At 50.5% G+C, this 25,248-nt stretch carries 13 protein-coding genes; 6 read left to right on the forward strand and 7 right to left on the reverse strand.

Features of this window, described 5'->3' with window-relative positions:
* Positions 1–9: 9 nt before the first annotated feature.
* From D3H65_RS15895 to D3H65_RS15925, 7 genes are all read right to left on the reverse strand, one after another.
* The gene (locus tag D3H65_RS15895) at positions 10–3,330 is read right to left on the reverse strand and encodes a SusC/RagA family TonB-linked outer membrane protein (protein ID WP_119051256.1); all 3,321 of its coding nucleotides are present in this window, start codon (positions 3,328–3,330) and stop codon (positions 10–12) included.
* A 403-nt stretch (positions 3,331–3,733) separates the two neighbouring features.
* Positions 3,734–7,930, reverse strand: coding sequence for a two-component regulator propeller domain-containing protein (locus tag D3H65_RS15900; RefSeq protein WP_162915659.1), 4,197 nt, complete (start codon positions 7,928–7,930; stop codon positions 3,734–3,736).
* A 138-nt stretch (positions 7,931–8,068) separates the two neighbouring features.
* A complete protein-coding gene (locus D3H65_RS15905) occupies positions 8,069–9,382 on the reverse strand; it encodes a gluconate:H+ symporter (protein ID WP_119051258.1) in 1,314 nt (437 codons plus the stop codon).
* 3 nt (positions 9,383–9,385) lie between these two features.
* Positions 9,386–10,213 carry a fumarylacetoacetate hydrolase family protein gene (locus tag D3H65_RS15910; RefSeq protein ID WP_119051259.1) on the reverse strand — a complete coding sequence of 276 codons (828 nt, stop codon included), beginning with the start codon at positions 10,211–10,213 and terminating at the stop codon, positions 9,386–9,388.
* 149 nt (positions 10,214–10,362) lie between these two features.
* Positions 10,363–12,087 (reverse strand): IlvD/Edd family dehydratase, encoded by a 1,725-nt coding sequence (locus D3H65_RS15915; RefSeq protein ID WP_119051260.1) that lies wholly within the window; start codon positions 12,085–12,087, stop codon positions 10,363–10,365.
* A gap of 174 nt (positions 12,088–12,261) precedes the next feature.
* Positions 12,262–13,803, reverse strand: a complete 1,542-nt coding sequence (locus tag D3H65_RS15920; RefSeq protein ID WP_119051261.1) for a SusD/RagB family nutrient-binding outer membrane lipoprotein — start codon at positions 13,801–13,803, stop codon at positions 12,262–12,264.
* Positions 13,804–13,925: 122 nt separating this feature from the next.
* Positions 13,926–17,108, reverse strand: a complete 3,183-nt coding sequence (locus D3H65_RS15925) for a SusC/RagA family TonB-linked outer membrane protein (protein ID WP_119051262.1) — start codon at positions 17,106–17,108, stop codon at positions 13,926–13,928.
* 299 nt (positions 17,109–17,407) lie between these two features.
* On the opposite strand from D3H65_RS15925, the gene D3H65_RS15930 reads away from it, so the two are divergent.
* From D3H65_RS15930 to D3H65_RS15955, 6 genes are all read left to right on the forward strand, one after another.
* A complete protein-coding gene (locus tag D3H65_RS15930; protein ID WP_119051263.1) occupies positions 17,408–18,295 on the forward strand; it encodes a helix-turn-helix transcriptional regulator in 888 nt (295 codons plus the stop codon).
* A gap of 11 nt (positions 18,296–18,306) precedes the next feature.
* A complete protein-coding gene (locus D3H65_RS15935) occupies positions 18,307–19,860 on the forward strand; it encodes a gluconokinase (protein ID WP_119051264.1) in 1,554 nt (517 codons plus the stop codon).
* A 180-nt stretch (positions 19,861–20,040) separates the two neighbouring features.
* Positions 20,041–20,964 (forward strand): RraA family protein, encoded by a 924-nt coding sequence (locus tag D3H65_RS15940; RefSeq protein ID WP_119051265.1) that lies wholly within the window; start codon positions 20,041–20,043, stop codon positions 20,962–20,964.
* Positions 20,965–21,168: 204 nt separating this feature from the next.
* Positions 21,169–22,665, forward strand: coding sequence for a mandelate racemase/muconate lactonizing enzyme family protein (locus D3H65_RS15945; protein ID WP_119051266.1), 1,497 nt, complete (start codon positions 21,169–21,171; stop codon positions 22,663–22,665).
* Between the two features lie 254 nt (positions 22,666–22,919).
* Positions 22,920–23,966, forward strand: a complete 1,047-nt coding sequence (locus D3H65_RS15950) for a bile acid:sodium symporter family protein (RefSeq protein ID WP_245999513.1) — start codon at positions 22,920–22,922, stop codon at positions 23,964–23,966.
* Positions 23,967–24,073: 107 nt separating this feature from the next.
* Positions 24,074–25,018, forward strand: a complete 945-nt coding sequence (locus D3H65_RS15955; protein ID WP_119051268.1) for an RraA family protein — start codon at positions 24,074–24,076, stop codon at positions 25,016–25,018.
* The last annotated feature ends 230 nt before the right edge of the window (positions 25,019–25,248 follow it).

Below are 25,248 nucleotides of genomic sequence, written 5' to 3' on the forward strand. Positions count from 1 at the left end.
TCAAATCGTTTAGAAGGTTGCATTTAATCCAAAAGTAAAGATCCTGGGGGCCATACCCGACCGGAAGATCTGTCCCGCATCGCCGCTCGTATTGAAGGTTTCCATATCGCCATAGTGCCAATCTTTCTCCTTCGTCCAAAGCGCTACGTTACGCACACTGGCAAATACCTTTATTTTCTCAACGCCGACCTTTGACAACAGTTTTTTATCCAGCGTGTATCCCACCGTTACGTTTTCCAGGCGGATGAAGCTACGGTCATACAATTTGCCGGGTGCATTTGAACCCGTACCTACAGGACCTCTCGCATCCAAACGGGCATAGCTATTCGTAGGATTATCCAGCGTCCAGTATTCTTTTTTCCATTGGTTCGCCTGGTTCGTCACCAGCGAAGTACCATTGTCCTGGTTCAGGTAAATACCCACCAGGCTCTTATGGCCCCAATAAGAATACATGTTGAACGAGAAGTTGAAATTCTTATACGTGAAATCATTCCTCATCGACCACATGATCGGAGGCGCTGTTTGTCCCAGGAACTCCTTATCGTTGTCATTATAATAAGACGAGAGAGCTGGGTTGGTCGCATTTACTTTGTCATCAGCCGTGTAGTTGTTGGCTACTTTGGGATCACCGGGGCGTTGGTTATAGATAGCCGCTTCTGCTACTTCGTTTTTCTGCCAGATACCAGTTACCCGGTAGTTCCAGATCGTGCTGATCGGCTGACCAATAAACCAGTTATTAGGTATTACATCCCTTTCTCTGGTAGAGATCACATTGCCCTGACCATCCAGGATGTCCTGGTACTCATAGTACAGGTGCTTGATCGTGTTCTTGTATTTGGAAAAACCAAAAGTCGTATTCCAGGAGAAATCGCGGTTCTTGATGTTCACCGTATTGATGCTCAGCTCAAAACCCCTGTTGTCCACTTTACCAAGGTTCGTAGTGATGCTGGAAAAACCAGTGAAATCAGGCAGCGTACGGTTCATGATCATCGCCACCGTAGGCGTAATATAATAATCGATGCTACCCGTGATGCGGTCGTTCAGGAATCCGAAATCGAGGCCCACGTTGAATGACTCTGTTTTTTCCCAGGTCAGGTTGTTGTTCGCCAACCGGTTCATAAACAGGTACAGGAATTCTTTCAGGTTACCGCCATTATCGAGGTAGCCCATTGTACCGCCGCCACCAACAGTCAGGTTGGCCACCGCAGTATAAGGATCCGCCAATGAGCGGTTACCGTTCTGTCCCCACGATGCACGCAGTTTACCCGTGCTCATAGGCTCCCATTTGAAGAAGCTTTCATTCGAGAACGTCCAGGCACCTGCAATGGAAAAGAAGTTGGCGCGGGGATTGGAATTACCAAAGGCAGAATAACCATCCCGGCGGAAAGAGGCCGTCAGCATATAGCGGTCATCGAATGAATAGAACAACCGCGCCAGCATACCATCCGCCGTTTCCTTCGTGTCTTCCGAATCAAAAGTACTTCTTGCCTTGTCCCCGTTCTGCGTTTCATGCAGTCCAAGCGCGTCACTCGGCAGGATATTGCGTGCTTCTATCCGGTCCTTCCAGGATTGACGGTTCTCCGCTTCCTGTACCAGCGTCACCGCTACACGGTGCTTCTTGGCAAAAGTGTGTTCCCAGTTGATCGTATTGTTGAGCGACCAGTCGAAACGTTGCGTCTGCTCGCGGTTCACCAGGCCATTGTTCGCTGTCCAGTCAGGATGCCTGGCCGATTCGAAATAACGGTCACGGAATGTTTGGTACCGCGGAGAAGCGTTGAAAGAGTAAGTAATATTGAAAGGCAGTTTTACCTTGGCGTTCAGGATAGCATTGAATACCGTGTATCCTTTATCCAGGTCCATATACTGGCGGTCAAAGTCGTAGTTATAGCCCAGGTTATTCGTACTGCCATCACCTTGTGGATGCCAGGCCAGCCTGCCATCGGGCAGGTAATAGTTGGCAAAAGGTGAATTGCGCAGCGATTGTTTTTGCCAATCTACCGCCAGGTTGCCATCCGTACGGTTCTGGAAGTTGATGTTACCGCCTACTTCCAGCCATTTGGCGATCTTGCCTTCCACCTTCATATTGGCGCGGATAGCCTTATAATCATCCCCGCGGATCGGGCCCTGGTTGCTGAGGTAACCGAGCGACATATAATAGTTCATATTGTCGCTGGCGCCGGAGGCACTGAGGTTATAATCCTGGTTGATGCCCGTACGGAAAGAATGATCCTGCCAGTTGTAGGTCTTACCCGCCACATAATTGTTCAATGTTACATCCGACATCGCCAGGCGCTTGCCATAGATCGAAACATCATTGTCAGTAGGCAGGTTGGTACTATAGGCTCTCCACTGGTCGATCGTAATGCCATATTTGGCCAGGTTCTCAGGTGTTGGGTTTTCAAAGTAACCCGGCCTTTTATTAGTACCCCAGCCAGATAACGGAACCTGGTAGGCTTCATATTGACCCGTCGCTGCGTTTACCCCAAAGGTGGCCGCCTTATACCAGTCTTCCCGGTACTGAATATAACCTTCAGGACCAAATACGTCCCGGTTACCGGCCTTGGTAGAGATACCCAGGTTGCTCGTGAAGTTGATCCTCGGTTTACCTTTCTGCCCTCTCTTTGTAGTAATGATCAGTACACCATTGGCCGATTTGGCGCCATATACCGCAGCCGCCGAGGCATCTTTCAACACGTCAATCTGCGCAATATCATCCGGGTTGATCTCCGACAGTTCCCCGTAGAAGATCATACCATCCAGTACCAGCAACGGGTCATTGTGCCCGGCATCCGTATATACCGAACGCTGACCGCGGATCTGGATAGAGCCGCCGCCCTTACCGTTGGGATCGAGGCCTACGCTCAGACCGGGTGTTCCCCGCACGATATCCTGTACCGTATTTGGGTTCTGGTCCGCAATCTTATCCGGACGTATCTGCGTAATGGCGCCGGTAAGGTCCTTTTTGCGGGCCTGGCCGTAACCGATCACCACCACTTCGTTCAGCGATTGGTTCGTTACCTCCAGCCGCAGCGATAGGTCGCCCGTAGCGGGAACAGTAACAGTTTGCGTAACATAACCGGTGAACGAGAAGGAAAGCTTGCTGTTGACAGCAGCTTCCAGTGTAAAATGGCCCTTGTCATTGGTAGATGTTCCCGTTGTTTTACCGGCTAATGTGACAGAAACACCCTGCAGCGGTAGGTTGGTAGAAGCATCTGTGACAGTGCCGGAAACCTGCCGGTCCGTTTGTGCCAGCATCGTCAGTGGCGCTAAAAACAAGGCTGCCAGGACCAGGGCAATCATACCGGGTCTTGGTTTAACAAGCGTTTGCATAAAGCATTTAGTTTTTTTCAAAATGGTAATTACAGTTTTCGTTTGTTGACCGGATCGTTGCTATCATGGCAGGTCCGGCAGAGAATATACTTATATAAAAGAAAAAAAGATTTGACCAATTGATCAAGGAGGAAGAAAAGGTGAGTAAAAAACGGGTTGTTGATAAAGGCGCTGGGGCCGATCCAATATGTTTGATCTTTTCATATACGCAAGCGATTTAGGGGTGTCCCGAAGAGCATAGGTGTAGATGCGATTCAATCGTTAAATCGATCACAATTTAATAGCAACCAAACGCGAATATAGGGGGGCTATTTTGATAAAAAGGGGGCATTCTTGCTTGTTGACATACTTCAAAACTACGTCATTATATTATAAAATATTGACAATCAATAAATAGGATCTTTTACCGGGCAGGTTCGTCCCGTTTCACCACCTTCTCGTTGAGCTGGTATTGCTTGCCCATATACCGGCGGTATTTTTCAATATAGGCAGATGGCTTCATGCCAAACAGGCTGGTAAAATGCTTACGGAAATGTTTAATATCACTGATCCCTACCATAAAAGCTGTCTCAGATATATTATAATTGGTATTAATAAATAATTCTGCCGCCTTGCGCAGCCGGATGAACCGCACAAAAGCATTCGCAGGCTGCCCCGATACTGCCTTGATCTTTTTGTTCATTTTTGAATAACTCATACCCAGTTCCCTGGCCAGCGTCACGATCGAGAATTGGTCATCGTCGAGATGCGCTTCCACAATGCCGATACAATTGTCCAGGAACTCCTTGTAATCCGTCGATATCTTGTAAGGATTGTGCTGGAAAGTGATCTCATTATAAAAGTATTTCTGCAGGTTGTTCCGGCTTCTCAACAGCGCAGCTACCCGGGCTATCAGCAGGTCTTTCTCAAAGGGCTTGGAAATATAATCGTCGGCCCCTCCTTCTACCCCCCGCAGCCTGGCTTCTGTGGAAGCATTACCCGTTACCAGTATCACCGGAATATGCCCCAGCGCGCTATCTCCCTTGATCCGCTGGCAAAGTTCTATGCCCGTCATCTCCTGCATCACCACATCACTGATAATAATATCCGGCTGGTACTGGTGCGCCATTGTAAGCGCTTCCTCCCCGCTTTGAGCTTCATACACCGAAAACTGTCCCTTGAACAGTTGCCGGATATATTGCCGTATCTCTGCATTGTCATCCACCACCAGGATACTCCGGCTTTCCGTAGTGAGCGGCGTATGAGCCTGTTGCAACTCCTCGTCATCCTCTTCCCCGGCCGTTGCTTCCGGCAGCTCCTCGATGATAGCATTACTTTCTACCCGTTCTTCCACGATCTCCTGGCCGGCCAGGTGCTCCACCCCCAACGGCAACTGCACAAAGAACGCAGTTCCCACCCCGGCTTCCGTAGTATAGTCGATCACCCCCTTATGCGCTTGCACGAAATGCTTTACCAAAAACAGGCCGATACCAAACCCCGCCTTCGCTGTATTGGCCTGGTAAAACCTTTCAAACAGCTTTTCCCGCGCATGCCGCGGTATGCCGGGACCGCTGTCCCTGATCTCGATCCGCACACACCCTTCTTCCACCGTTACATGAAACCACACTTTCCCCTCATTGGGTGTATACTTAAAGGCATTCGACAACAGGTTATAAAAGATTACTTCCAGTTTTTCCCGGTCCGCATAAATGACCAGTTCCTCCTCATCATCCAGGAACAACTGGTATTCGATCTTTTTCGCCTTGGCCACCTGCGTAAATGAGTTGTAAACTTCTTTCGTGAGCGCCGTCAGGTCTATCTTCGAGATCTTGAGCCTGTCCAGTTCACTGTCAGCCTTTTGAAACAACAACAGCTGGTCCACCAGGCGCAGCATCCGGCCCGCATTCTGGTAGATCAGCCGCAGGTCTGCCGTATTCGTTCCCCCCTCTTTGTTCTTGATGAGGTCCTTGATAGGATTCAACACCAGCGTCAGCGGTGTCCTGAATTCGTGCGAGATATTTGTAAAAAAAGCCTCTTTTTTATGATTGAGCTCCCGCTCCTTTTCATTGATCACTCTTTGCGCTTCCAGCTCAGCCTCTCCTTTTTCCTTTTCCGCTTTGGCCAGCTCCAGTTCCGTTTCACTGCGTTGCCGCTCCGCCTTTTCCAATCCCAGCAAGGCCTCACTTTTTTCTCTTTCCGCACGTTCATTGTCCCCGTTCAGCCTGGCGATCTGCACCTGGTATTCCAGGCGCGTTTGCCGCGCTTTATAAGTTAAATAGAGGTATAAAACACCTATCCCAATGCAGGCATACAACAGGAAAGCCCACCAGGTGCGATACCAGGGTGGCAGCACCGTGATCTGAATGATCGTTTGCCGCGTATTCCATACACCCGCTGCATTCGTCGATTTGATATACAGCGTATAGCTGCCTTCCCGCAGGTTCGTATAGTTGGCCGTTCTGATCTTACTCGTATAGTTCCAGTCCTTATCCCATCCATCCAGGAAATAGCCGTACCTGATCTTTCCAGGCGAAGAATATTCCAGCGCCGCAAAATCAACCGACACCACCGCCTTATTATAAGGTATGTGAAGGCTGCTGATATGATGGTCACTGATGCCATTTATATAGCCATCTTCATCCGATACAAGACGGTTGTTCACCCGCAGCCCCGTAATGAGTACCGGCGGCATGAAATTGCGGGGTGCAATATTGCCCGGATCAAACAACACAAACCCATTAATGCTGCCAAAGACCAGTTCGCCGGAACGCAACCGCAGCGCAGCACTGTAAATAAACTGGTTGCTCGGCAATCCATCACTCTGGTAATAATTCGTAAACTTCTTTTGCGTCGCGTTGAAACACGAAAGCCCATTGAACGTACTCAACCAAAGATCGCCCCGCCCGTTTTCCGAAATGTTCAATACAGAATTGTTGCACAGACCGTCCGCATCACCATACCGCGCGATGACCTTTCCCCCTGCCCGGTCAAACAGTACGATCCCCCCGCCTTCAGTACCCAGCCAGCAATTCCCCTGTTTATCCTCATAAATAGCCCGCACTGGTTTCCCTATTTCAAAGTACTGGTGCTTTTTATTTTGCCGGTCGATCCTGATCAACTGGTGCGAATTACCAGCCCACAACACCCCATTCCTATCTTCCAGGATAGAAATAAGATCATACAACACCTGGCCGAATACTTCAAACCGGTTGGCCTTTTCATCATACCGGTATAATTTTCCACTGCCAAAGCTCGTAGCCCACAGCGTATTTTCGTGGTCCATACACAACTTCCATACATTCCTGTTCTCAATACCCGTGCTATCGTTTACACACCGGTAATGTTCAAACTGCCCCGACCTTTTGTTGAATTTATTGATCCCTCCCCCAAAAGTGGCCACCCATACCTGCTGGCGGTTGTCTTCGAGGATACTGGTGACCATATTGCTGCTCAGCGAATGCGGATTAGCAGCATTATGCCGGAAGTGTTCGAACTGATTTGTTTTCCGGTTCCAGATGCTCATACCCCCGCCATCCGTACCGATATACAAGTTGCCGCCCCCATCTTCAAAAAAGCAGGCAGCAAAATTGTTGACCAGGCTATTGGAATTGAGCGGATCATGCGCGATCGTCCGGAACTGGCTGATCTGCGGATCGATGATATTCAATCCTCCTTTCAGCGTGCCCATCCAATGCCTCGATTCATTGTCGTGGTAAATGACCGTAACAGACTCACTGGAAAGCGAGCGGCTGTCTTCTCCCGGTAAAATATAGGTAAGTTGTCCCGTAGCCGGATTGAGGATGTTGACCCCGGCCCCCTCCGTACCGATCCATAGATTTCTTTCTTTATCAAAAGATAGCGAAGCAATATTGTTGGAGGAAAGTTTCCCTTGCTCCGCACTGTACGTTTTTACATATCCCATGCCCGTTATCGAAAATTGGTGCAGCCCATTGGCGCTGCCTACCCAAAGATGGTCTTCGCTATCCGATACAAACGTGTTCGCAAATTTGATGGCGCTGCTCACCAGTTCTACTTGTTGTGTCCCATAATTATACCGGCATAGTCCCGCGCCCGATACAAACAGCCACACCCGTTGCTGCTGATCGATCTCTACATCCACACCATATTCAACCCCCTGTATCGTTCCCCCTTTCACCGGAATTTGGATCGCCGTATTGGCGCCGGCCCGTTGTACCATCAGCCCCCTCCCATTCGTGGCAATAAATACATTGCCCTTATCGTCCGAAGCAACCTGGTTTACATTGGCCGTGATCTTTTGCCGTGTTTTGGAACCATATGGGAAGAAAAAGGCAGGTGAGAAATTGGAAGTGAGATCATTGTAAATACTCAGGCCCTGGCCCGTACCCACCCACAGCTTCTTTTGCTGGTCCTGGTGGATGGAATAGATATAATTGTGTGGAAGCGAAAGGGAATCATTTTGCTTGTTGCGGAACACCTTAAACTCATAACCATCATAGCGGTTGAGCCCATCAAAAGTGCCGAACCAGATAAAGCCGTCCCGGTCCTGGTAAATGCAGCGTATCGAGTTGTTAGACAGCCCTTTCTCTACCCCCAGCCGTATAATTCTTGGATGATCAGCTCCTACAACTAACTGAAACAAAAGGACACAAAAAATGGAAGCAACGAATTTCCGCATGTTCATTAAAAAATAGCATTCTACAGCCCGGGATCACTATCCTGTCAAATGTACAGTTAATCCCATTACGCCATCCCCTAAAGAAGGGCCTATTTTTTAATGTTATACTATCGCATTCAATATCAATACCCCAGCAAGACCGATAATGGAAATCACCGTTTCCATCACCGTCCACGATTTCAGTGTTTGGGGCAAAGACAACTGAAAGAACTCCTTAAACATCCAAAAACCAGAGTCATTAATATGAGAACCAAACACACTACCTGCTCCTACTGCCAGCACCATCAGTTCCGGCGATACATTACCCGCCGCTAGTAAAGGCGCCACCACACCCGCCGCCGTAATGCCCGCCACCGTGGCCGAGCCGATCATCACCCGCAGGAAGGCCGTCACCACCCAGGCAAATAACAAAGGCGGCATATCCCACTTGCTGCTGAAGGTGGCAATATAAGTACCCGTTCCGCTGTCCACCAGCACCTGCTTAAAAACTCCGCCCGAAGTAATGATCAGCAAGATCATAGCAATGCCGGCGATGGAATCCGTCAGCAGCTGCATCATCTGTGTCATCGTCTTACCAGCCGTCTTTCCCAATTCAAAGATCGCCAGCAGTACAGTGATCAGCAAAGCAATGACAGGGTCGCCTATAAATAATAAGATCGATTGTAATACATTTCCTTTCTCCAGAAAATGACCAGCCGCCACCGCCAGCGCGATCAACAGCACCGGCATCAGCGCAAACAATAAACTGGAAGCCACCGAAGGAAGTATTTTGCTGTTGCCCGCAACTGCTGTTAAGGCCTCGTCCTGTGCCTTCGTTGTTGTATGTTGCAGCAGCCTGCCCAGCAAAGGCCCCGCTACGATCACCGCCGGGATCGCCAATATAATTCCATACATCAGCACCAGGCCCATATTCGCATGAAAGGCTTTTACCAGCACCACAGGCCCCGGATGCGGAGGAAGAAAACAATGCGTGGTGCTTAACGAAGCAGCCATGGGGATCACGATATACAACAAGGGCAATCCCGTTTTCCGCGTCAGCGCCACCACCAGCGGCACCAGTATCACAAACCCCGCATTATAATAAAGCGGAATGCCCATTAAGAAACCCGTCAGCAATACCGCCCATTGAATATGCTTCGGCCCAAAAGCCCTGATCAGCGTGGAGGTGATCTGTTCTGTAGCCCCCGTCACTTCCAGTATCTTGCCCAGGAAGGCGCCGAGACAAATGATCAACGCCAACCCTCCCAGCGTACTGCCTACTCCTTTTTCGATAGAGGCCAATAACTGGTCAGGCTGCATCCCCAGAAATAGACCAGCCAGTATAGCTACGATCAGTAAGGAAATAAACGGACTTACTTTCTTCGCAGAAAGGAATATCTGTAGCGCAATGGCAAGCAGAATAACCAGTATCGTCATGCGTTATTGTACCGTGTTTACGAGCGTTCCGATAGGAAAAATGGTAATGGCGATTTCGTCGCCGCTTAGCAAAGTAAAATTACTGCCCGGCACAATCCCTGTTCCCGTCATGATCAGACAGCCATCAGGGAAACTGCATTCCCTGAATACGAAAGATACCAATTCTTCCGGCGTTCTTTTCAATTGGCTGATCAAAACATCTCCCTCATAAGCCTTAGCGCCTTTACGGCTAATGACCAGGTTGATATTCGTATCCTTATTAAGCGGTTCATTCGTAACATAGATACAAGGCCCCAGTGCCGCACACCCATCATAGGTTTTTGCCTGCGGCAGGTAGAGCGGATTCTCCCCTTCAATACTGCGGCTGCTCATATCATTGCCGATCGTATAGCCGACTATCTTACCAGAAGTAGTCACCACCAAAGTCAGTTCAGGCTCCGGCACATCCCAGTCACTGTCCTTGCGAATGCGCACCAGCCCGCCATGACCAACGATACGATGATACGTAGATTTAAAAAACACCTCCGGCCTCGTTGCTTCATATACTTTAGCATAGAAATCAGCGCCGCCGCCAGCTTTACTTTCTTCCTGCCGGCCAATCTTACTGCGCAGGTACGTAACCCCACAGGCCCACAATTCCTGGTGCCTGCTCATAGGTGCCAGCACATCCTTGATCAAACTGCTATCTCCTTTCGGCAATGTCTCCGCAAGTTTACTTAGCTTATCAAACAGCTCATCATCATTCACCAGCTTCTCCCAGGGCTCATGGACTGCATAATAATGGCCATTCTTTTCAATAACTGCTCCTTCTTTGGTGTTATATAGTTTCATATGGTGTTAAATCTTTTTTGTGTCAAAGGGTTTTCTGCCCCTTTAGGGGCTACAGCTTTGTAGAGAGAAACGTATCAAAGGGTTTTGTGCGCTGTAGGCGCACTCCTCTGGACGTCGCCCCCTCGTTGCCTTTATGCCTCGTTGCCTCCCTAATGCGAATCCCTCGTCACCGTCGATCCCGAACTACCCTGTAAAAAATCCAGGTCTGCCCCTTTATCAGCTCCCAATACATGTTTAATATAAAGGCTCACATACCCCCGGCTGGCCGCTGGCGTAGGCGCCACCCAAGCGGCCCTTCGTGCAGACAACGCTTCCTCACTCACATCCAGGTGCAACCGGCGCTCCTCCACATCAAGTTCGATCATGTCCCCGTTTTGCACCAGCGCAAGCGTACCGCCAATAGCGCTTTCCGGCGACACATGCAGTACCACCGTACCATACGCTGTGCCACTCATTCTGCCATCCGAAATACGCACCATATCCGTAACTCCTTTTTGCAATAGCTTTTTAGGAAGCGCCATATTGCCCACTTCTGCCATACCGGGATAACCAACCGGCCCCACGTATTTCAATACCATCACACAGCTTTCATCAATGTCCAGGTCCGGGCTGTCGATCCGCGCATGATAATCTTCAATGCTTTCAAACACCACCGCCCTGCCCCGGTGTTTCATCAGCGCAGGCGTGGCAGCCGATGGCTTCATCACCGCCCCGTTCAAAGCCAGGTTGCCTTTCAGCACCACACAACCCGCTTCCGGCATAAATGGACTGGCCAAAGTACCGATCACCTGTTCATTATAGCAGCTACAGTTCTCCCGCACATTCTCATGGTGGTTCTTACCTGTAACCGTTACCACTTTTTTATGCAGGTGATCCTTCAGCTCGTTCAAGATCACCGGCAGTCCGCCCGCATAATAAAAGTCTTCCATCAAATATTTACCCGAGGGCATCAGGTTCAACAGCATGGGGATCTTGCTACCGATCGTATCAAAATCTTCAAGCGCCAGTGGTACACCCATCCTGCCTGCGATCGCCAACAAATGGATAATGAAATTGCTGGAACCGCCTACTGCTGCATTCACCACGATCGCATTCTCAAAGGCCTCCCGCGTAAGTATCTTATCAATCGTCAGGTTCTCTCTTACCATCTCCACGATCCGCCGGCCACTAAGTTGCGCCATTTGCTTTTTCCGGCTATCCGCCGCAGGTATAGCTGCAGCACCAGGCAAAGTGAGGCCCAGCGATTCCACCATACAGGCCATTGTGCTTGCCGTACCCATCGTCATACAATGCCCGATACTCCGGCTCATACAACTCTCCGCAAATTCACAGTCTTCGGCCGTCATTTTTCCCGTTTTCATGTCCTCATCAAACTTCCACACATGCGTACCCGAACCAATTTCCTGTCCCTTGTATTTTCCATTCAGCATCGGACCACCGGGCACTACGATCGTTGGCAGGCCCACACTGGCAGCCCCCATCACCGTAGAAGGTGTTGTTTTATCACATCCTGTTAACAGTACGACCCCGTCTATCGGGTTGCCCCGGATGCTTTCTTCCGTGTCCATACTCGCCAGGTTGCGAAACAACATCGCCGTTGGTTTCAGCAGCGTCTCTCCCAGGCTCATCACCGGAAATTCCAACGGAAAACCACCCGCTTCCAACACTCCCCGCTTTACCATTTCTGCATGTTCCCGGAAATGCGCATTACACGGTGTCAGTTCACTGAACGTATTGCAAATGCCGATCACCGGTCTGCCATCAAACAGGTCATTGGGCATACCCTGGTTCTTCATCCAGCTCCTGTAAATAATGCCGTCTTTGTCTTTCCTGCCAAACCAATCGTGGCTCCTCAGTTTTTGCTGGTCACTCATATTCGTACGTTTATTCTTTTCACTCCATCTCCCCACCTTCCCATCTCACCAACTTCTCAACTTTTCAACCTATCAACCTTCCAACCTATCAACTTCTCAACATCCGCCCCCTGTATTCTGTATTATTCTGTATTCTATATTCTGTATTCTGTATCCTGTATTCTGTATTCTTCCTCACGGCTTATCCCACCACACCCTTGTACTCAGCTTATCCGGCCCCTGGTTCGTGATCGCTTTATTCAGATTCTCCGTATTCACACTCAACTCCGAAGTAGGATAGGTAAGCCGCCTGATAAAAGTACCGTTGGGCACATCCGGATTATTAGGCTGCCCGTATGGATTGGGCGTCAGCGCCGGGAAGCCGCTCCTTCTAAAATTAGCGAAAGCTTCCGGACCATTCAAAAATGAAGCGATCCAGTATTGCGTATTGATCTGCTGCAGTTCACTGCCCGCCACAAGCGGATTGGCAGCTACATACGTATCGCGGGCCGCAGCGCTCACCGCCGAATTAGGATCGTACACCACCATCTGATCCATATGCGCACGGATCCCCTCCGCAAAATATTGCTCCGCCGTACCCGTGGTCACCCATCCTTTCAACCGGGCTTCCGCCAGCAGCAGGTTCGTCTGTGCAGCAGTGACCAGAAATACCGGCGAAGAGATCTTCACTATCCTGCGGCGGTCCACCTGGCTGTAACCATAAAAACTGGGCAGGCCATCCGCGGTGGCCGAAGCACCGATCGTGCCATTGTCTTTCCCGATCGGCATACCAATTTGTTTCGTAGGGTCAGTAGAGCCCACCGCCACCGTTTGCTCCGCACCGCTCGTGGCGCCCACATACCGGATAGCAATGGCCTGCAGACGTGGATCATTGGTATTTTTCAGCTGGTCTACAAACGGCTTGGTGAGGTAGAAATTAGCAGCCTCAGGACCGTTAAGCGTACCACCGATAGGCTGCGTGAAATTCGCATCGTGACGGATATAGGCATTGTCCGCATTGGAAGTAATAACTCCCCCGGCCACAGCTGCCTGTACAGCACTTTGCGCTTTAGCAGCATCTACCTTAATAAGCCGCATACCCGCGCGCAGCAACAATGAATAGGCAAATTTCTTCCACTTGGCCACATCCCCTGCATACAACAGATCACCCGTTTCAATAATGCCCGCCGGGTTCAGCGCCGCAGCTGCATCCGTTAACTCCTGGATGATCTTGGGGTAGATATCCTGCTGACGGTCGTATTTTGGAAAGAGTACATGACCTGTCATACCTGCCCCGCCTTCCGTATACGGTATATCACCAAATTCATCCGTGAGGATCATAAATACATACGACTGATAAATACGCGCCATCTGGTACATATTGCTCCTGGCTGTATTTTCCTTGGCACGTGCCAGCGCGTCACTCGTATTCTTGATCACACTTTGGTAGTAGGCTGTCCACAAGGGCTGCGTGGTCACATCCCGGCTGTCCTGGTTGAAATTGGCCCCCGCCAGCACACCGCCGTTGGGCGTTACCATTTGCTGTACAATACCCACGTCAAACACCAGCGACTTTACAGGAAATGAAGTATTGATGATGCCCTGGTTCAACAACAACGCCGGGTCCAGCCCCGTGGGATTTGTTTTATTCACGTTCAGGTCCGACAGCCCCTTTTCACAGGACACTGCCACCGCCATGAATAAAAAGAGTAAACTATAATGAAGTATCTTTTTCATAATCGAAATTGTTAGAATGAATGTTTTTGAATGCATCTGTCACCCTCTCCTCAGGCAGCCTATCGCCCTTTCACTTTGCCTTTCTTACTCGTTGCCTTTATGCCTTGTTGCCTCGTTGCCCTTTAAAACTTAATATTCAAATTCAACCCCAGGCTCCGCGTAGTAGGCAGACCGGGCGATTCCAATCCAACCTGGTTATCCGAACCAAAACCAAATGTTTCAGGATCGATATTGTCCACCCACTTCTTCAACACCAATACATTGTTGGCCACAAAATCAAGCTTCAAACCTTTGATAGGCCATTTGGCTGGAACGTGTTTCGTAAAGTCATAACCGATCGATAACTGCCGCAACTTCCAGTAACCACCATTATACACCACCGGTTCCACAATCTGCTGCGTGCGCAGGTGCTCCCAATAAGTTTGTACAGCCGCCACCGCATTGTTGGGATTGCCGCTGGCATCAACGCCTACGCCTTTCACACCACCCACGCGGCCTTCCAGCGTCATTTGGTGCAGACCTTCCCGCACCGCGTTGAAATTTGTGCCCGACAATATTTTACCACCCAGCTTGTAATCGATGAACACCGTCAGGTGAATACCCTTGTAATTGAAAGTGTTCAGAAAGCCGCCTACCCATTTGGGAAGCGCGCTGCCAAACAATACCAGGTCGGGCGTACGCAGCGGCAAGCCGTTCGACTGGAATATCCGTTGCCCCTTATCATTCCGCGCATAACCAAAACCGGCAATTTGGCCGATCTCCTCACCCACTACCTGCCTCGTCTCCCCATTGAATACGTGCGTCCCCGTAGTGATACGCTCACCTGGTTTGTCCGTAATGATGCTCAGCACCTTGGTAATATTGTAAGAAGTATTGGCTGTAAATTCCCAGTTAAAATACCTGTTCTTGATCGGCACCAGGTTCAGCATGCCCTCAAAGCCATAGTTGCGGCTTTTGCCACTGTTGATCGGTGTATTGAGATAACCCGATGCATCTGATATCTGTACCGACACGATCTGGTCGCTCGTGATCTTGCGGTAGGCCGCCAGGTCGATATTCACCCGGTTATTGAACATCCGCAGCTCTAGCCCGATCTCTGTTTCCGCCACCCGGGCTGGCTTCAGATTGGGGTTGGGCAAGGTAGTACCGCTGGCGCCGTTAAAGATATTGCTGGTACCCACGGGCACCGGTATCCCGGCAGGGTTATTAATGAAGTTGGCATTGACAGTATAGAACAGTTGATCCGAATAAGGCGCCACATCTCCATCACTACCCACTTCTGCATAACCCACCCGCACTTTACCAAAGTTCAGCCAGGTGGCAGTCTTCAGATGCTCCGAAAATACATAGCTGCCCGAAACAGATGGATACAAAATGCTCCTGTTCGCCGGTGAAAGCGTGGAAAACCAATCGTTGCGCACCGTACCCGTCAGGTAGAAAGTTTTCTGCCAATTCAGTTCTGCCGATCCATACAAAGAATTGACCCCTTGCTCTATGAGCGTATACACCGGGTCTTTGGCCCTTCCGTTCTGCACCGTATACAATCCCCGGATGATAAAATCAGTTACTACCACATTATTGATGTCCGACCGCTTCCGCATCTGGTTGCCGCCGGCATTGACATTGATGCCCAGGTCACCAAACTCTTTATTCGCATTCACCAGGAAATCCAGGTTCGTTTCCCGGAAACGGCGCGACTCCTGCGTATAGATGCCATTCACAAAACCCGGAGGGGCAGCTGCCCGCGAAGCCTGTCCCGTAGGGAAATTATTAACATCTTCATCGCGCGACCAGTAGTCCTGTCCAATGCGGCCTTGTACACTCAGCCACTTGAGCAATTCATACCGCAGCGTCACATTGCCAAACACCCGGTCACGTTTAATATTATGGAACTGCTCCGCCAATACCCAGTAAGGGTTCGTACGGTTCGTAAACCGGCTCCAGGGATACTCATTACCGGCCGCATTGTATTTGTTGTCGTTGAGCACACTCAGCGGCATAGAGGTTGATATCCCCATCAACGTAGTGGTGATCGAATTATCCTGGTTCGTGATATTCGGCGGGTTCTTATTGAACTCCCGGGAATAGTTAACGTTACCTGCAACCGTAAACTGCTCAGTCAGGTCATAACTAAAGCCCAGGTTCACCGTCTTGCGGTTAAACGAGTTGTTGGGCATGATCCCCTTGTTGTCCGTATTGTTCAGCGACAACCGTAAGCCACCCTTGTCATTGCTGGTTTCGAAGGCTACCGAATTGGATAAATTCTGTCCATGCCGGTAGAATTCCTTGATCCGGCTTCCCTGCCATTGATAAGGAACCGTCAGGTTATTAAACAGCACTTGGGTAGCACCAGGCGTAAACTTTTCACCAAACGACCATTGTCCCGAAGTAGGATTAGGAGTAGTAGGCCGCACCCCGTTTTCTCCCTGCCCGTACTCACTCTGGTATTCCGTAAAATCCAGCGGCGTTTCATTCGTATAGTTCAGGTTATAGGTTACGCCGATGCCTTTTACCTTTCCTTTTGTTTTTGTAGTGATCATAATGACCCCATCCTTGGCCCGCGAGCCATAGAGCGCCGAGGCCGGTGCCCCTTTCAGTATCGTCATACTTTCAATATCATCCGGGTTGATGCTGGACAACCCATCTCCGCCGTCCGCAAATACACCGCCACCTTTTACCGAGATCGTGTTATCATTGAAATTCGTATTGTCGATCGGTACCCCATTGATAACGATCAATGGGTTGTTCTGACCCGACAGCGACGATTGTCCCCGGATACGGATCTTGGAGGTACCGCCCGGTCCTGTACCCAGCGAAGAAATATTTACCCCCGCCACCTTGCCCTGCAACGAGTTCATCACATTGCTCGTGCGGTTCACACTTAGCTCTTCCGGTTTCACACTCGTGGCCGAATAACCCAGGCTGCGCGCCTGCCTTTTAATACCCAGCGCAGTGACCACCACTTCACCCATTTCCTCGTTCAGCGATGCCAGCGATACATTGACCACCGTGCGCCCTCCAATGCCCACCTCCTGGATCTTATACCCTACCGAACTGAAAATAAGCGTAGGATTGCTGCCGGCAGCTGGCGGTATACCAATGCTGTATTTGCCATCATTGTCGGTAACAGTACCCTGTGAAGTTCCTTTTACCAGTACAGATATTCGTGAAAGCTTCGTACCTTTTTCATCCGATACAGTTCCTGTAACCGTCTGTGCGTGGGCCGCAGATATAAATAGGAGAAGAAAGCTAAGCAGCCATAGTCCCGAAGAGCGGGAAGGTCCGCCGCTGGAATACTTTTTCATACCGGCAAGTTGTTTTGGTGATTAATCGTTAAGCTGCTAAATTATTTCCTGTTGCCCTCAAAAACTTCCAAAATAGAACTGTGTTGAATTTTGTACATCTGACACGAATAAATTTCTTTTCTTTATATAAGCTGACAATTGTCACCCTGAGCAATGTCACCCTGAGCTTGTCGAAGGGTTGTCAAAGGTGGCTCAAAGGGTGGGTCGCCCTTTAAGGGTGGCTCAAAGGGTGGGTCGCCCTTTAAGGGCGGCTCACCCTGATCAAAAGCCGGTTGCAAAAATCCCATAGCTAACGCCATATGAATCAATTCCTGCTACAACAAGGCAAGGCTGCTGAACTGCGGTTATTCCCGCACTTGCTCGAAGTGGGCGTAAAAAAGAATGGCGCTATCCAACTCAATGCATTCCTCACCACCACCACCGAATGCCTCAGGATATATTATATTATAGAAGGCAAGTTCGAATGGCGCATCAACCACCAGTCCTATGTCTTTTATCCCGGTGATGTAGCCGTTATACTACCCGGCACACCATTTGGCAGCGACAACGGCATACTGGAAATTGGCTCCTTCACCTGGCTGCACCTCGCCATTCAAAAACTCGACAACGGTCACCTCCTGCCCGGCAAGTGGAGCGGCCTCACCGAAAGCGAAGGCGCTGCCATTGGCAAAATATTATCATTGAACAGTTCTCCTGTATTAACCAGGTTCACCGAAGCCGGCAAAATTCTCAAATGCATTCAGGCCGAACTCTTCAACCATGAAATTGGTTTCCAGGCATGCATCAATCACCAGTTGGATGAACTGATGATACAAACCACCCGGCACATGACCCGGCAAAGCCAGCCCGGCAGGGATTTTCCCAAAACATTCATGCGCCTCGAAGAAGTATTGCGGCAGGATCTCTCCCATCAATGGACAGTGGAGGAGATGGCTGCCCTCGTAGGTCTCGGCACCACCCTTTTCACTGAAAGAGTAAAAAGCTATTCCGGGTTTTCGCCCATCAACTACCTGATCAATATCCGTATTTCAGAAGCCATTAAATTATTGAAGCGGCCCGATATCAGCGTCACCGATATAGCACTCGATACCGGGTTCTATTCATCACAACATTTTTCCACCACCTTTAAAAAACTGACCGGCTACAGACCCAGTGAATTCAGAAAAAACCATTTGAAGAATAAATAATTATTATACACATGAAATGTATCATCACCATTGAGCTGGGAACAAACGGGATAAGGGTGTTTGCCTTCGACCTCAATGGCCGTGTCATCGGTTCCCTGAAAGGCTACTACCCCACCTTTCATACCGAACCCGACCACAGTGAGCAGGATCCCGAGCAGATATTCATTACCACCCTCTACGTACTGAAGAACCTGCTCAACGAACACGTACATCCGAAGAAATATAAATGCGCCTGTATTTGTTTCAGCGCCGCCATGCACAGCGTATTGGCTGTTGACAACAATGGCAACCCCCTCGGCAACGCCATTACCTGGTCCGATAACCGCGCCAAAAAAGAAGCACAGGAATTACGCAGTTCCCCACTCGGCAAAAAATTGTACGATGCTACCGGCACCCCCATCCATCCCATGAGCCCCCTGCTCAAAATAGCCTGGCTCAGGGAGCACGATCCCGTGCGTTTCCGGCAAACCAGTAAATTCCTGTCCATCAAGAGCTACATCATCCACCAGTTGACCGGTGAATACCTGATCGATTACAGCATTGCTTCTGCCACCGGTCTCCTCAACATCCATACCATTGCCTGGGAGCCCGATGCCTTGCAGTATGCCGGTATTACTGCCGATCAACTGCCCACCCTGGCGCCCATCTTTACCACTGCGGGCAAATTGAGGAAAGCGTACCAGCAATCCCTGGGACTGCCCGCCGATACCAAAATACTGATCGGCTCCAGCGATGGTTGCCTCGCTACCCTGGGCGACGGAGTGAATGGTGAAGGCAATGCCACTATCACTATTGAGGACAGTGGCGCCGTGCGCATCATGGGGCCCACCGTTTTAAAAGACGATCAAATGCGTTTCTTTAATTACCTCCTCACCGAAGGAAGTTATGTATCCGGCGGTCCTACCAACAACGGTGGTAATATCTTCGAATGGTTCACCCGCCAGTTCGGCGATTTCACCAATCCTTTCGATATCGAGCACAGCATGCAGCAACTGATCGAAGAGGCTGCCCAGGTGCCGGTGGGTTCCGAGGGACTGTTGTTCCTGCCTTACCTGTTGGGTGAACGTGCCCCCATCTGGAATGCCAATGCCCGCGGTGCTTATTTCGGCCTCAACATCAAACACGAACACAAACATTTTGTGCGCGCCACCATCGAAGGCATCCTGTATGAAATATACAGCATTGGTAAAAGCCTGGGCGAGCAGCGCACCATCAAAAGCCTGTCCGTGAATGGTAGCTTTGGCACCTTGCCATTCTGTACCCAATTGATTGCCGACATGTACAACAAGCCTGTACGCCTGCGGCAACAGTTTCACAGCGTGAGTTTTGGCGCCTGGTTAGTAAGCGCCACCGAGATGGGTATTTACAAATCACTCGAGGAGGCTGCGCAAACCGTACAGCTGCCCGATGTGTACAAACCCAATCCACAGCACCACGCCGTATATGCCGATTACTTTGCCATCTTCGAAAAGCTGAGCACCAAACTCTTTGATGAGTTTGAGGCCATCGGCAACCTGCAGCAAAAGCACGCCGCCACCGAAACAACCGTTAAAATGTCCGGCTAGTTTATCAAATGTCAGGCTGAGCTTGTCGAAGGGTGGGTCGCCCTTTCGGGGCGGCTCACCCGATCTAAAGGACTCGCCAAATTCTTAACCACAAACCAGCATCCTGTGCAAACCTGTGAAATCTGTGAGCTGCCTCGTTGCCTTGTTGCCTCGATGCCTTCTAAAAACAAAACCTGCCATATGATAAAAAACACACTTACCATGATCCTCCTGCTGCTGTGCACCATGCTACACGCCCAGCAGACAACCCTCTCCCCCGAGCAGATCAAAGCCATCACTCCCGAGTGGAAAGGTGAACGATCCGCCGACGGGCGCCCCCACGTACCCGATCGCTTATTGGAGCGCCTCAAGGCTGTTCACCTCGAAGAGGCCTGGGGCATCCTGCGCAACAAAGGTTACCAGAACCAGTTTGAAGGCGATTGGATCGTATTGCATCCCGATTCCGCCATGACAGGCCGCGCCGTCACAGCACAATACCTGCCACTGCGGCCCGATGCCGACAAGCTCATCAAAGACAAAGGCAAGGCCGAAGGCCGTATCGGCGCGCCCAACTCCTGGCCCATTGATGTATTGAAAAATGGCGACATCTACATTGCCGATAGCTATGGCAAGGTGATAGATGGCACCCTCATCGGCGACAACCTCGGCAATGCCATTTATGCGAAGTCTGCCCGCGGTGTTATTTTCTATGGTTCTGTACGCGATGTGGAGGGCCTCGAAGAGATCAAAGGATTCAATGCCTGGATCAAAGGGTATGATCCTTCTTATATACAACAGATGATGCTGGGCGGTATCAATGTGCCCATTCGTATGGGCAGGGCCACCGTATTGCCGGGCGATGCTGTGCTGGCGAAGAAAGGCGGTGTGGTATTTATCCCGGCCCATTTGCTCGAAGAGGTTGTATTGAATGCCGAGTTCATTGCCCTGCGTGATGCCTTTGGTCACCAGCGACTGCGTGAAGGGAAGTATACCCCCGGCCAGATCGATACCCAATGGACCGACGAGATCAAAAAAGATTTTCTGCAATGGCTGGATGCCAATCCCGGCAAACTCCCCATGAGCCGAAAGGAACTCGACCAGTTCATGAAAGACCGTACCTGGTAATGTCAGAGGGTGGGTCGCCCTTGAAGGGCGGCTCACCCTGATCCAGGCAGTAACAACAGATCAAAGCAAAGGGTATTATGCCCCATAGGGGCTATCGCTTTGTAGCAAACGAACCGGGCAAAAGCATTGCGGCGCCTTTAGGTGACGCCCCGCTAAACGACAATTTATGAACCCAACCAATCAAAACAATTAAAATCATTCACCATGACACCATCACAACACCTCCTCACCAAACTGGGCCTTACCGACCCTACCCCCCTCCACCACAATCCTCTTCATCCGGACACCCCACCGTCCAACAGCCGCCGTTCCTTTTTTAAGAACGCTTCCCTCGGTGGCCTTGCCCTCGGCGGCGCCTTCATGTTCAGTCCGGTGGAAGACCTCGTAGCCCAATCCACCCAGCGCGTCAACCGCGCCTCCGCCCCTTCTGAGCTAAAGATCACCGACATGCGTTATTGCGTTACAACCGTGCTCGGCAGAACCGCCATGATACGCATCGATACCAACCAGGGCATCTATGGATTGGGCGAAGTAAGAGATGGCGCCGATGAACGCTATGCCTTGTTCCTCAAAAGCCGCTTGCTGGGTGAGAATCCCTGCAATGTAGAAATGCTCTTCAAAAAGATAAAACAGTTTGGCGGACCAGCCCGGCAGGCCGGCGGTGTATGTGCTGTGGAGATGGCCTTGTGGGATCTTTGCGGTAAAGCCTACAATGTGCCCGCCTGGCAATTACTGGGTGGCCGCTACCGTGATAAGGTCAGGTTGTATGCCGATACCCCCGAAGCCAGTTCTCCCGAAGAACAAAAGCGCCTCATCAATTACCGCCTGAAAGAACAAGGCTATACCTGGTTGAAGATGGATATTTCCATCAATGAATTGAAGGACAAGCCCGGCACCCTCGTCAATGCAGATAAATGGCGCAATGCACAAGGCAATCTGGCTCAGTGGGGTGATATGAACAATTCCATGTCTTATGCCAACACCCTCCATCCCTTCACACAGATACAGATTACCGACAAAGGCCTGGCCGAGTTGGCCGCTATCGTAGATAATGTACGCAGCATGGTCGGTTATGAGACTCCTATTTCCTCTGATCACTATGGCCATTTTGATTTAAACAATGGCATACGCCTCGGAAGGGCTTTGGAAAAATACCGCCTCGCCTGGCTGGAGGATGTTGTATCCTGGGAGCTTACCGATCAATGGAAGACCTTGAGCGACGCCCTGGAAACACCTTGCCTCACCGGAGAAGATATTTTCCTGTTGAAAGGTTTCAAAGCCTTGATCGATAAAAGGGCCGTTGACATTGTACACCCCGATCTCGCTTCATCCGGCGGCTTGCTCGAGACCAAGCGCATTGGTGATTATGCCGAAGAGAATGGCATCGCCATGGCCATGCACCAGGCTGGCACTCCCATCTCTTTTATGGCCAGTGTGCATTGTGCCGCCGCCACCCAAAATTTCCTGGCCCTCGAGCATCACTCTATCGACTTGCCCTGGTGGGAAGACCTTGTTAAAACAACCGACGGCAGAAAGCTCATCACCAAAGGATTTGCCAACCTCCCATTGACCGCTCCCGGCCTGGGCATCGAATTGAATGACGAAGTCGTGAAGCAACACTTACACGCCTCCGACAAATCCTATTTCGCCCCGACGCCCGAATGGAATGCTATTCGTTCACACGACAGGATCTATAGTTGATAGACAAAGGGGGGTCGCCCTCCCAGGGGCGGCTCACCCGCATCCGAAAGACCCTGTCGAAGGTCTCCCTTGTCGGATGTCGGAGTTTATCCCGCTCGGCGGGATTTTGCAGAGCTATAGCCGGGCAAACCTGTCAGGTCTAAAGTCGACAATAACCGCAATAATCAATAATTATTAATTAATAATTATTACACATGAATCGTTCCACAGTTTACTATTTGATATCGGCTCTTGTTCTAATAATATACATCATCTTGTCTCTGCAGCAGCAACACCAATGGGGAGGCTGGTTATTACTCTTGTTCTTCTTCAGCCTCGCTTTGGCCTTCCGCCAACACCGTTTGTTGAAAGGCCTTTCTTATACCTTGATGGTGATGGCTGTCGTAAGCCTGGCCATGTATTATCCCCAGCATTTCAAAACCTATCGAGGCTTTAAGCTCTCGGATCTTATCATCCCTCTCTTGCAGATTATCATGTTTGGCATGGGCACCGAATTAAGCCTCAAAGATTTTGCCAACGTCGTCCGCATGCCCAAGGGTATTATCGTTGGCGTGGTATGCCATTATATCATCATGCCCCTGGTCGGGTTTTCCCTGGCCTACCTGTTCAACTTTCCGCCCGAGATCGCTGCCGGTATTATACTGGTGGGTTGCTGTCCCAGCGGACTGGCCTCCAATGTCATGTGTTACCTCGCCAAGGGCAACCTGGCATTGTCCGTATCCGTCACTACCGTTTCTACCATGGTGGCACCGTTCTTAACCCCCTTGCTCATGCGCTTGCTGGGCGGCAGTTTTGTGGCCATTGATTTCTGGGGTATGGTATGGGACATTACCAAGATCGTGATCCTGCCCGTGGCAGCTGGTCTGGCATTTCATTACCTCATACACGGCAAATTCAAATGGCTGGATAAAGCCATGCCCCTCGTATCCATGGCCGGCATTGGTATTATCCTTACCATCATTACTGCGGCGGGTAGAGACAACCTGTTGAAGGTAGGCGCCCTCTTGCTCATCGCCACTATCCTGCACAATGTACTCGGTTATATTATGGGTTATTGGTCTGCCAGGCTATTGCGTTTTCACGAAAGAGACTGCCGCACCATTGCCCTCGAAGTGGGGATGCAGAATGCCGGACTCGCTTCCGGCCTGGCCCTGGCCATGGGTAAACTGTCCACTGCCGGCCTCGCCCCTGCCATCTTTGGCCCTGTGATGAACATCAGCGGTTCTTCCCTCGCCAGTTGGTGGCACAACCATCCACCGAAGGAAGACGAACAGGCCGTAACGAAAAGCCTGTCTACATAATATCCAAAGGGTGGGTCGCCCTTTAAGGGGCGGCTCACCCTTGTCGACTGTCAACCGGAGCCTGCCGAAACCATCCAATTAAAAATACTCATGTCAAACCTATCTATATGTTTCAATTTAAAAACCTGCTCACTGCATTTCTCCTGATCCTCCTTGCCCAATACACCAGGGCACAGGAAGTGCAGATCAGCAAAGAAGAACTCATAGCCTTAACACCTGAATGGAAAGGCGAACGCTTTCCCGATGGCAGACCCAAAGTGCCCGATAAGATATTGGAGCGCATGAAACAGGTGAGCGTGGAAGAAGCCTGGGCCACCATGAAAAATGCCGGCTATGGCTACCAGGTAGCCGAGCAATGGCAGGTCATCAATCCCGATAGCGTACTCGTGGGCAGGGCCGTCACCGCCATGTTCATGCCTGCCCGGCCCGATGTGTGGAAAGCCATTGATACCGTGGGTAAGAAGAAAGGCAGGCGCGGACAAAACACCTGGCCCGTGGATATACTCGTGAAGGGTGATGTATACGTGGCCGATCAGTTTGGCGCCCACCGCAACGGTCCCACCATTGGCGATAATGTGGGCAATGCCATCTATGCCCGTACCGGCAACGGCATTGTATACGATGGCGCTTTGCGCGATGTGGAGGGCCTCAAAGAAATTGGTGGCTTTACTTCCTATTACACCAGTTATGATCCTTCTTATCACAATCCGCCGGGCGACCTCAACACCATGATCGTGGGCATCAACCGGCCTACCCGCATCCGCACTGTTACCGTGATGCCCGGCGATGTCGTATTGGGTAAATTAGGAGTGGTCGTATTTGTGCCGCCCCATTTGGCCGAGAAGGTATGTACTACGTCAGAGATTGTACGCCTGCGCGATATGTTTGGCCACCAGCGACTGCGCGAAGGCAAATACACTGCCGGCCAGATCGATACCCGCTGGACCGCCGACATTGAAAAGGATTTTTCCAGATGGGTCAATGACCACATCAATGAATTGCCCGTACCCAAAGAGACCATTCAGCAATTCCTGAAAGACCGTACCTGGTAAAGATGAAAAATGTCAGCCTGAGCCTGTCGAAGGCGGCTAAAGAGCTTGCCCCCCTCCGTGGGAAGCTTGTCGAAGGGCTATCGAAGCCGGCTTTGGAAACGGCTGTCACCCTGAGCTTGTCGAAGGGCTGTCGAAGGTGTCTAAAGAGCTTGTCCCGCTCCGCGGGAAGCTTGTAGAAGAGATCATAGCAAAAGGTTTTCATGCCCCAGAGGGGCTACCGCTTTGTAGCA

Origin of the sequence: Paraflavitalea soli (assembly GCF_003555545.1) — a bacterium.
In the GTDB taxonomy this organism is placed as follows: Bacteria; Bacteroidota; Bacteroidia; order Chitinophagales; family Chitinophagaceae; genus Paraflavitalea; species Paraflavitalea soli.

Bases quoted from the DNA above. Each gene is read 5' to 3' on its own strand.
- D3H65_RS15940 (WP_119051265.1), top strand. From the start codon at position 20,041: ATGATAAAAAACACACTTACCATGATCCTCCTGCTGCTGTGCACCATG.
- D3H65_RS15925 (WP_119051262.1), bottom strand. From the start codon at position 17,108: ATGAAAAAGTATTCCAGCGGCGGACCTTCCCGCTCTTCGGGACTATGG.
- D3H65_RS15910 (WP_119051259.1), bottom strand. From the start codon at position 10,213: ATGAAACTATATAACACCAAAGAAGGAGCAGTTATTGAAAAGAATGGC.
- D3H65_RS15935 (WP_119051264.1), top strand. From the start codon at position 18,307: ATGAAATGTATCATCACCATTGAGCTGGGAACAAACGGGATAAGGGTG.
- D3H65_RS15930 (WP_119051263.1), top strand. From the start codon at position 17,408: ATGAATCAATTCCTGCTACAACAAGGCAAGGCTGCTGAACTGCGGTTA.
- D3H65_RS15915 (WP_119051260.1), bottom strand. From the start codon at position 12,087: ATGAGTGACCAGCAAAAACTGAGGAGCCACGATTGGTTTGGCAGGAAA.
- D3H65_RS15905 (WP_119051258.1), bottom strand. From the start codon at position 9,382: ATGACGATACTGGTTATTCTGCTTGCCATTGCGCTACAGATATTCCTT.
- D3H65_RS15895 (WP_119051256.1), bottom strand. From the start codon at position 3,330: ATGCAAACGCTTGTTAAACCAAGACCCGGTATGATTGCCCTGGTCCTG.
- D3H65_RS15955 (WP_119051268.1), top strand. From the start codon at position 24,074: ATGTTTCAATTTAAAAACCTGCTCACTGCATTTCTCCTGATCCTCCTT.
- D3H65_RS15945 (WP_119051266.1), top strand. From the start codon at position 21,169: ATGACACCATCACAACACCTCCTCACCAAACTGGGCCTTACCGACCCT.
- D3H65_RS15920 (WP_119051261.1), bottom strand. From the start codon at position 13,803: ATGAAAAAGATACTTCATTATAGTTTACTCTTTTTATTCATGGCGGTG.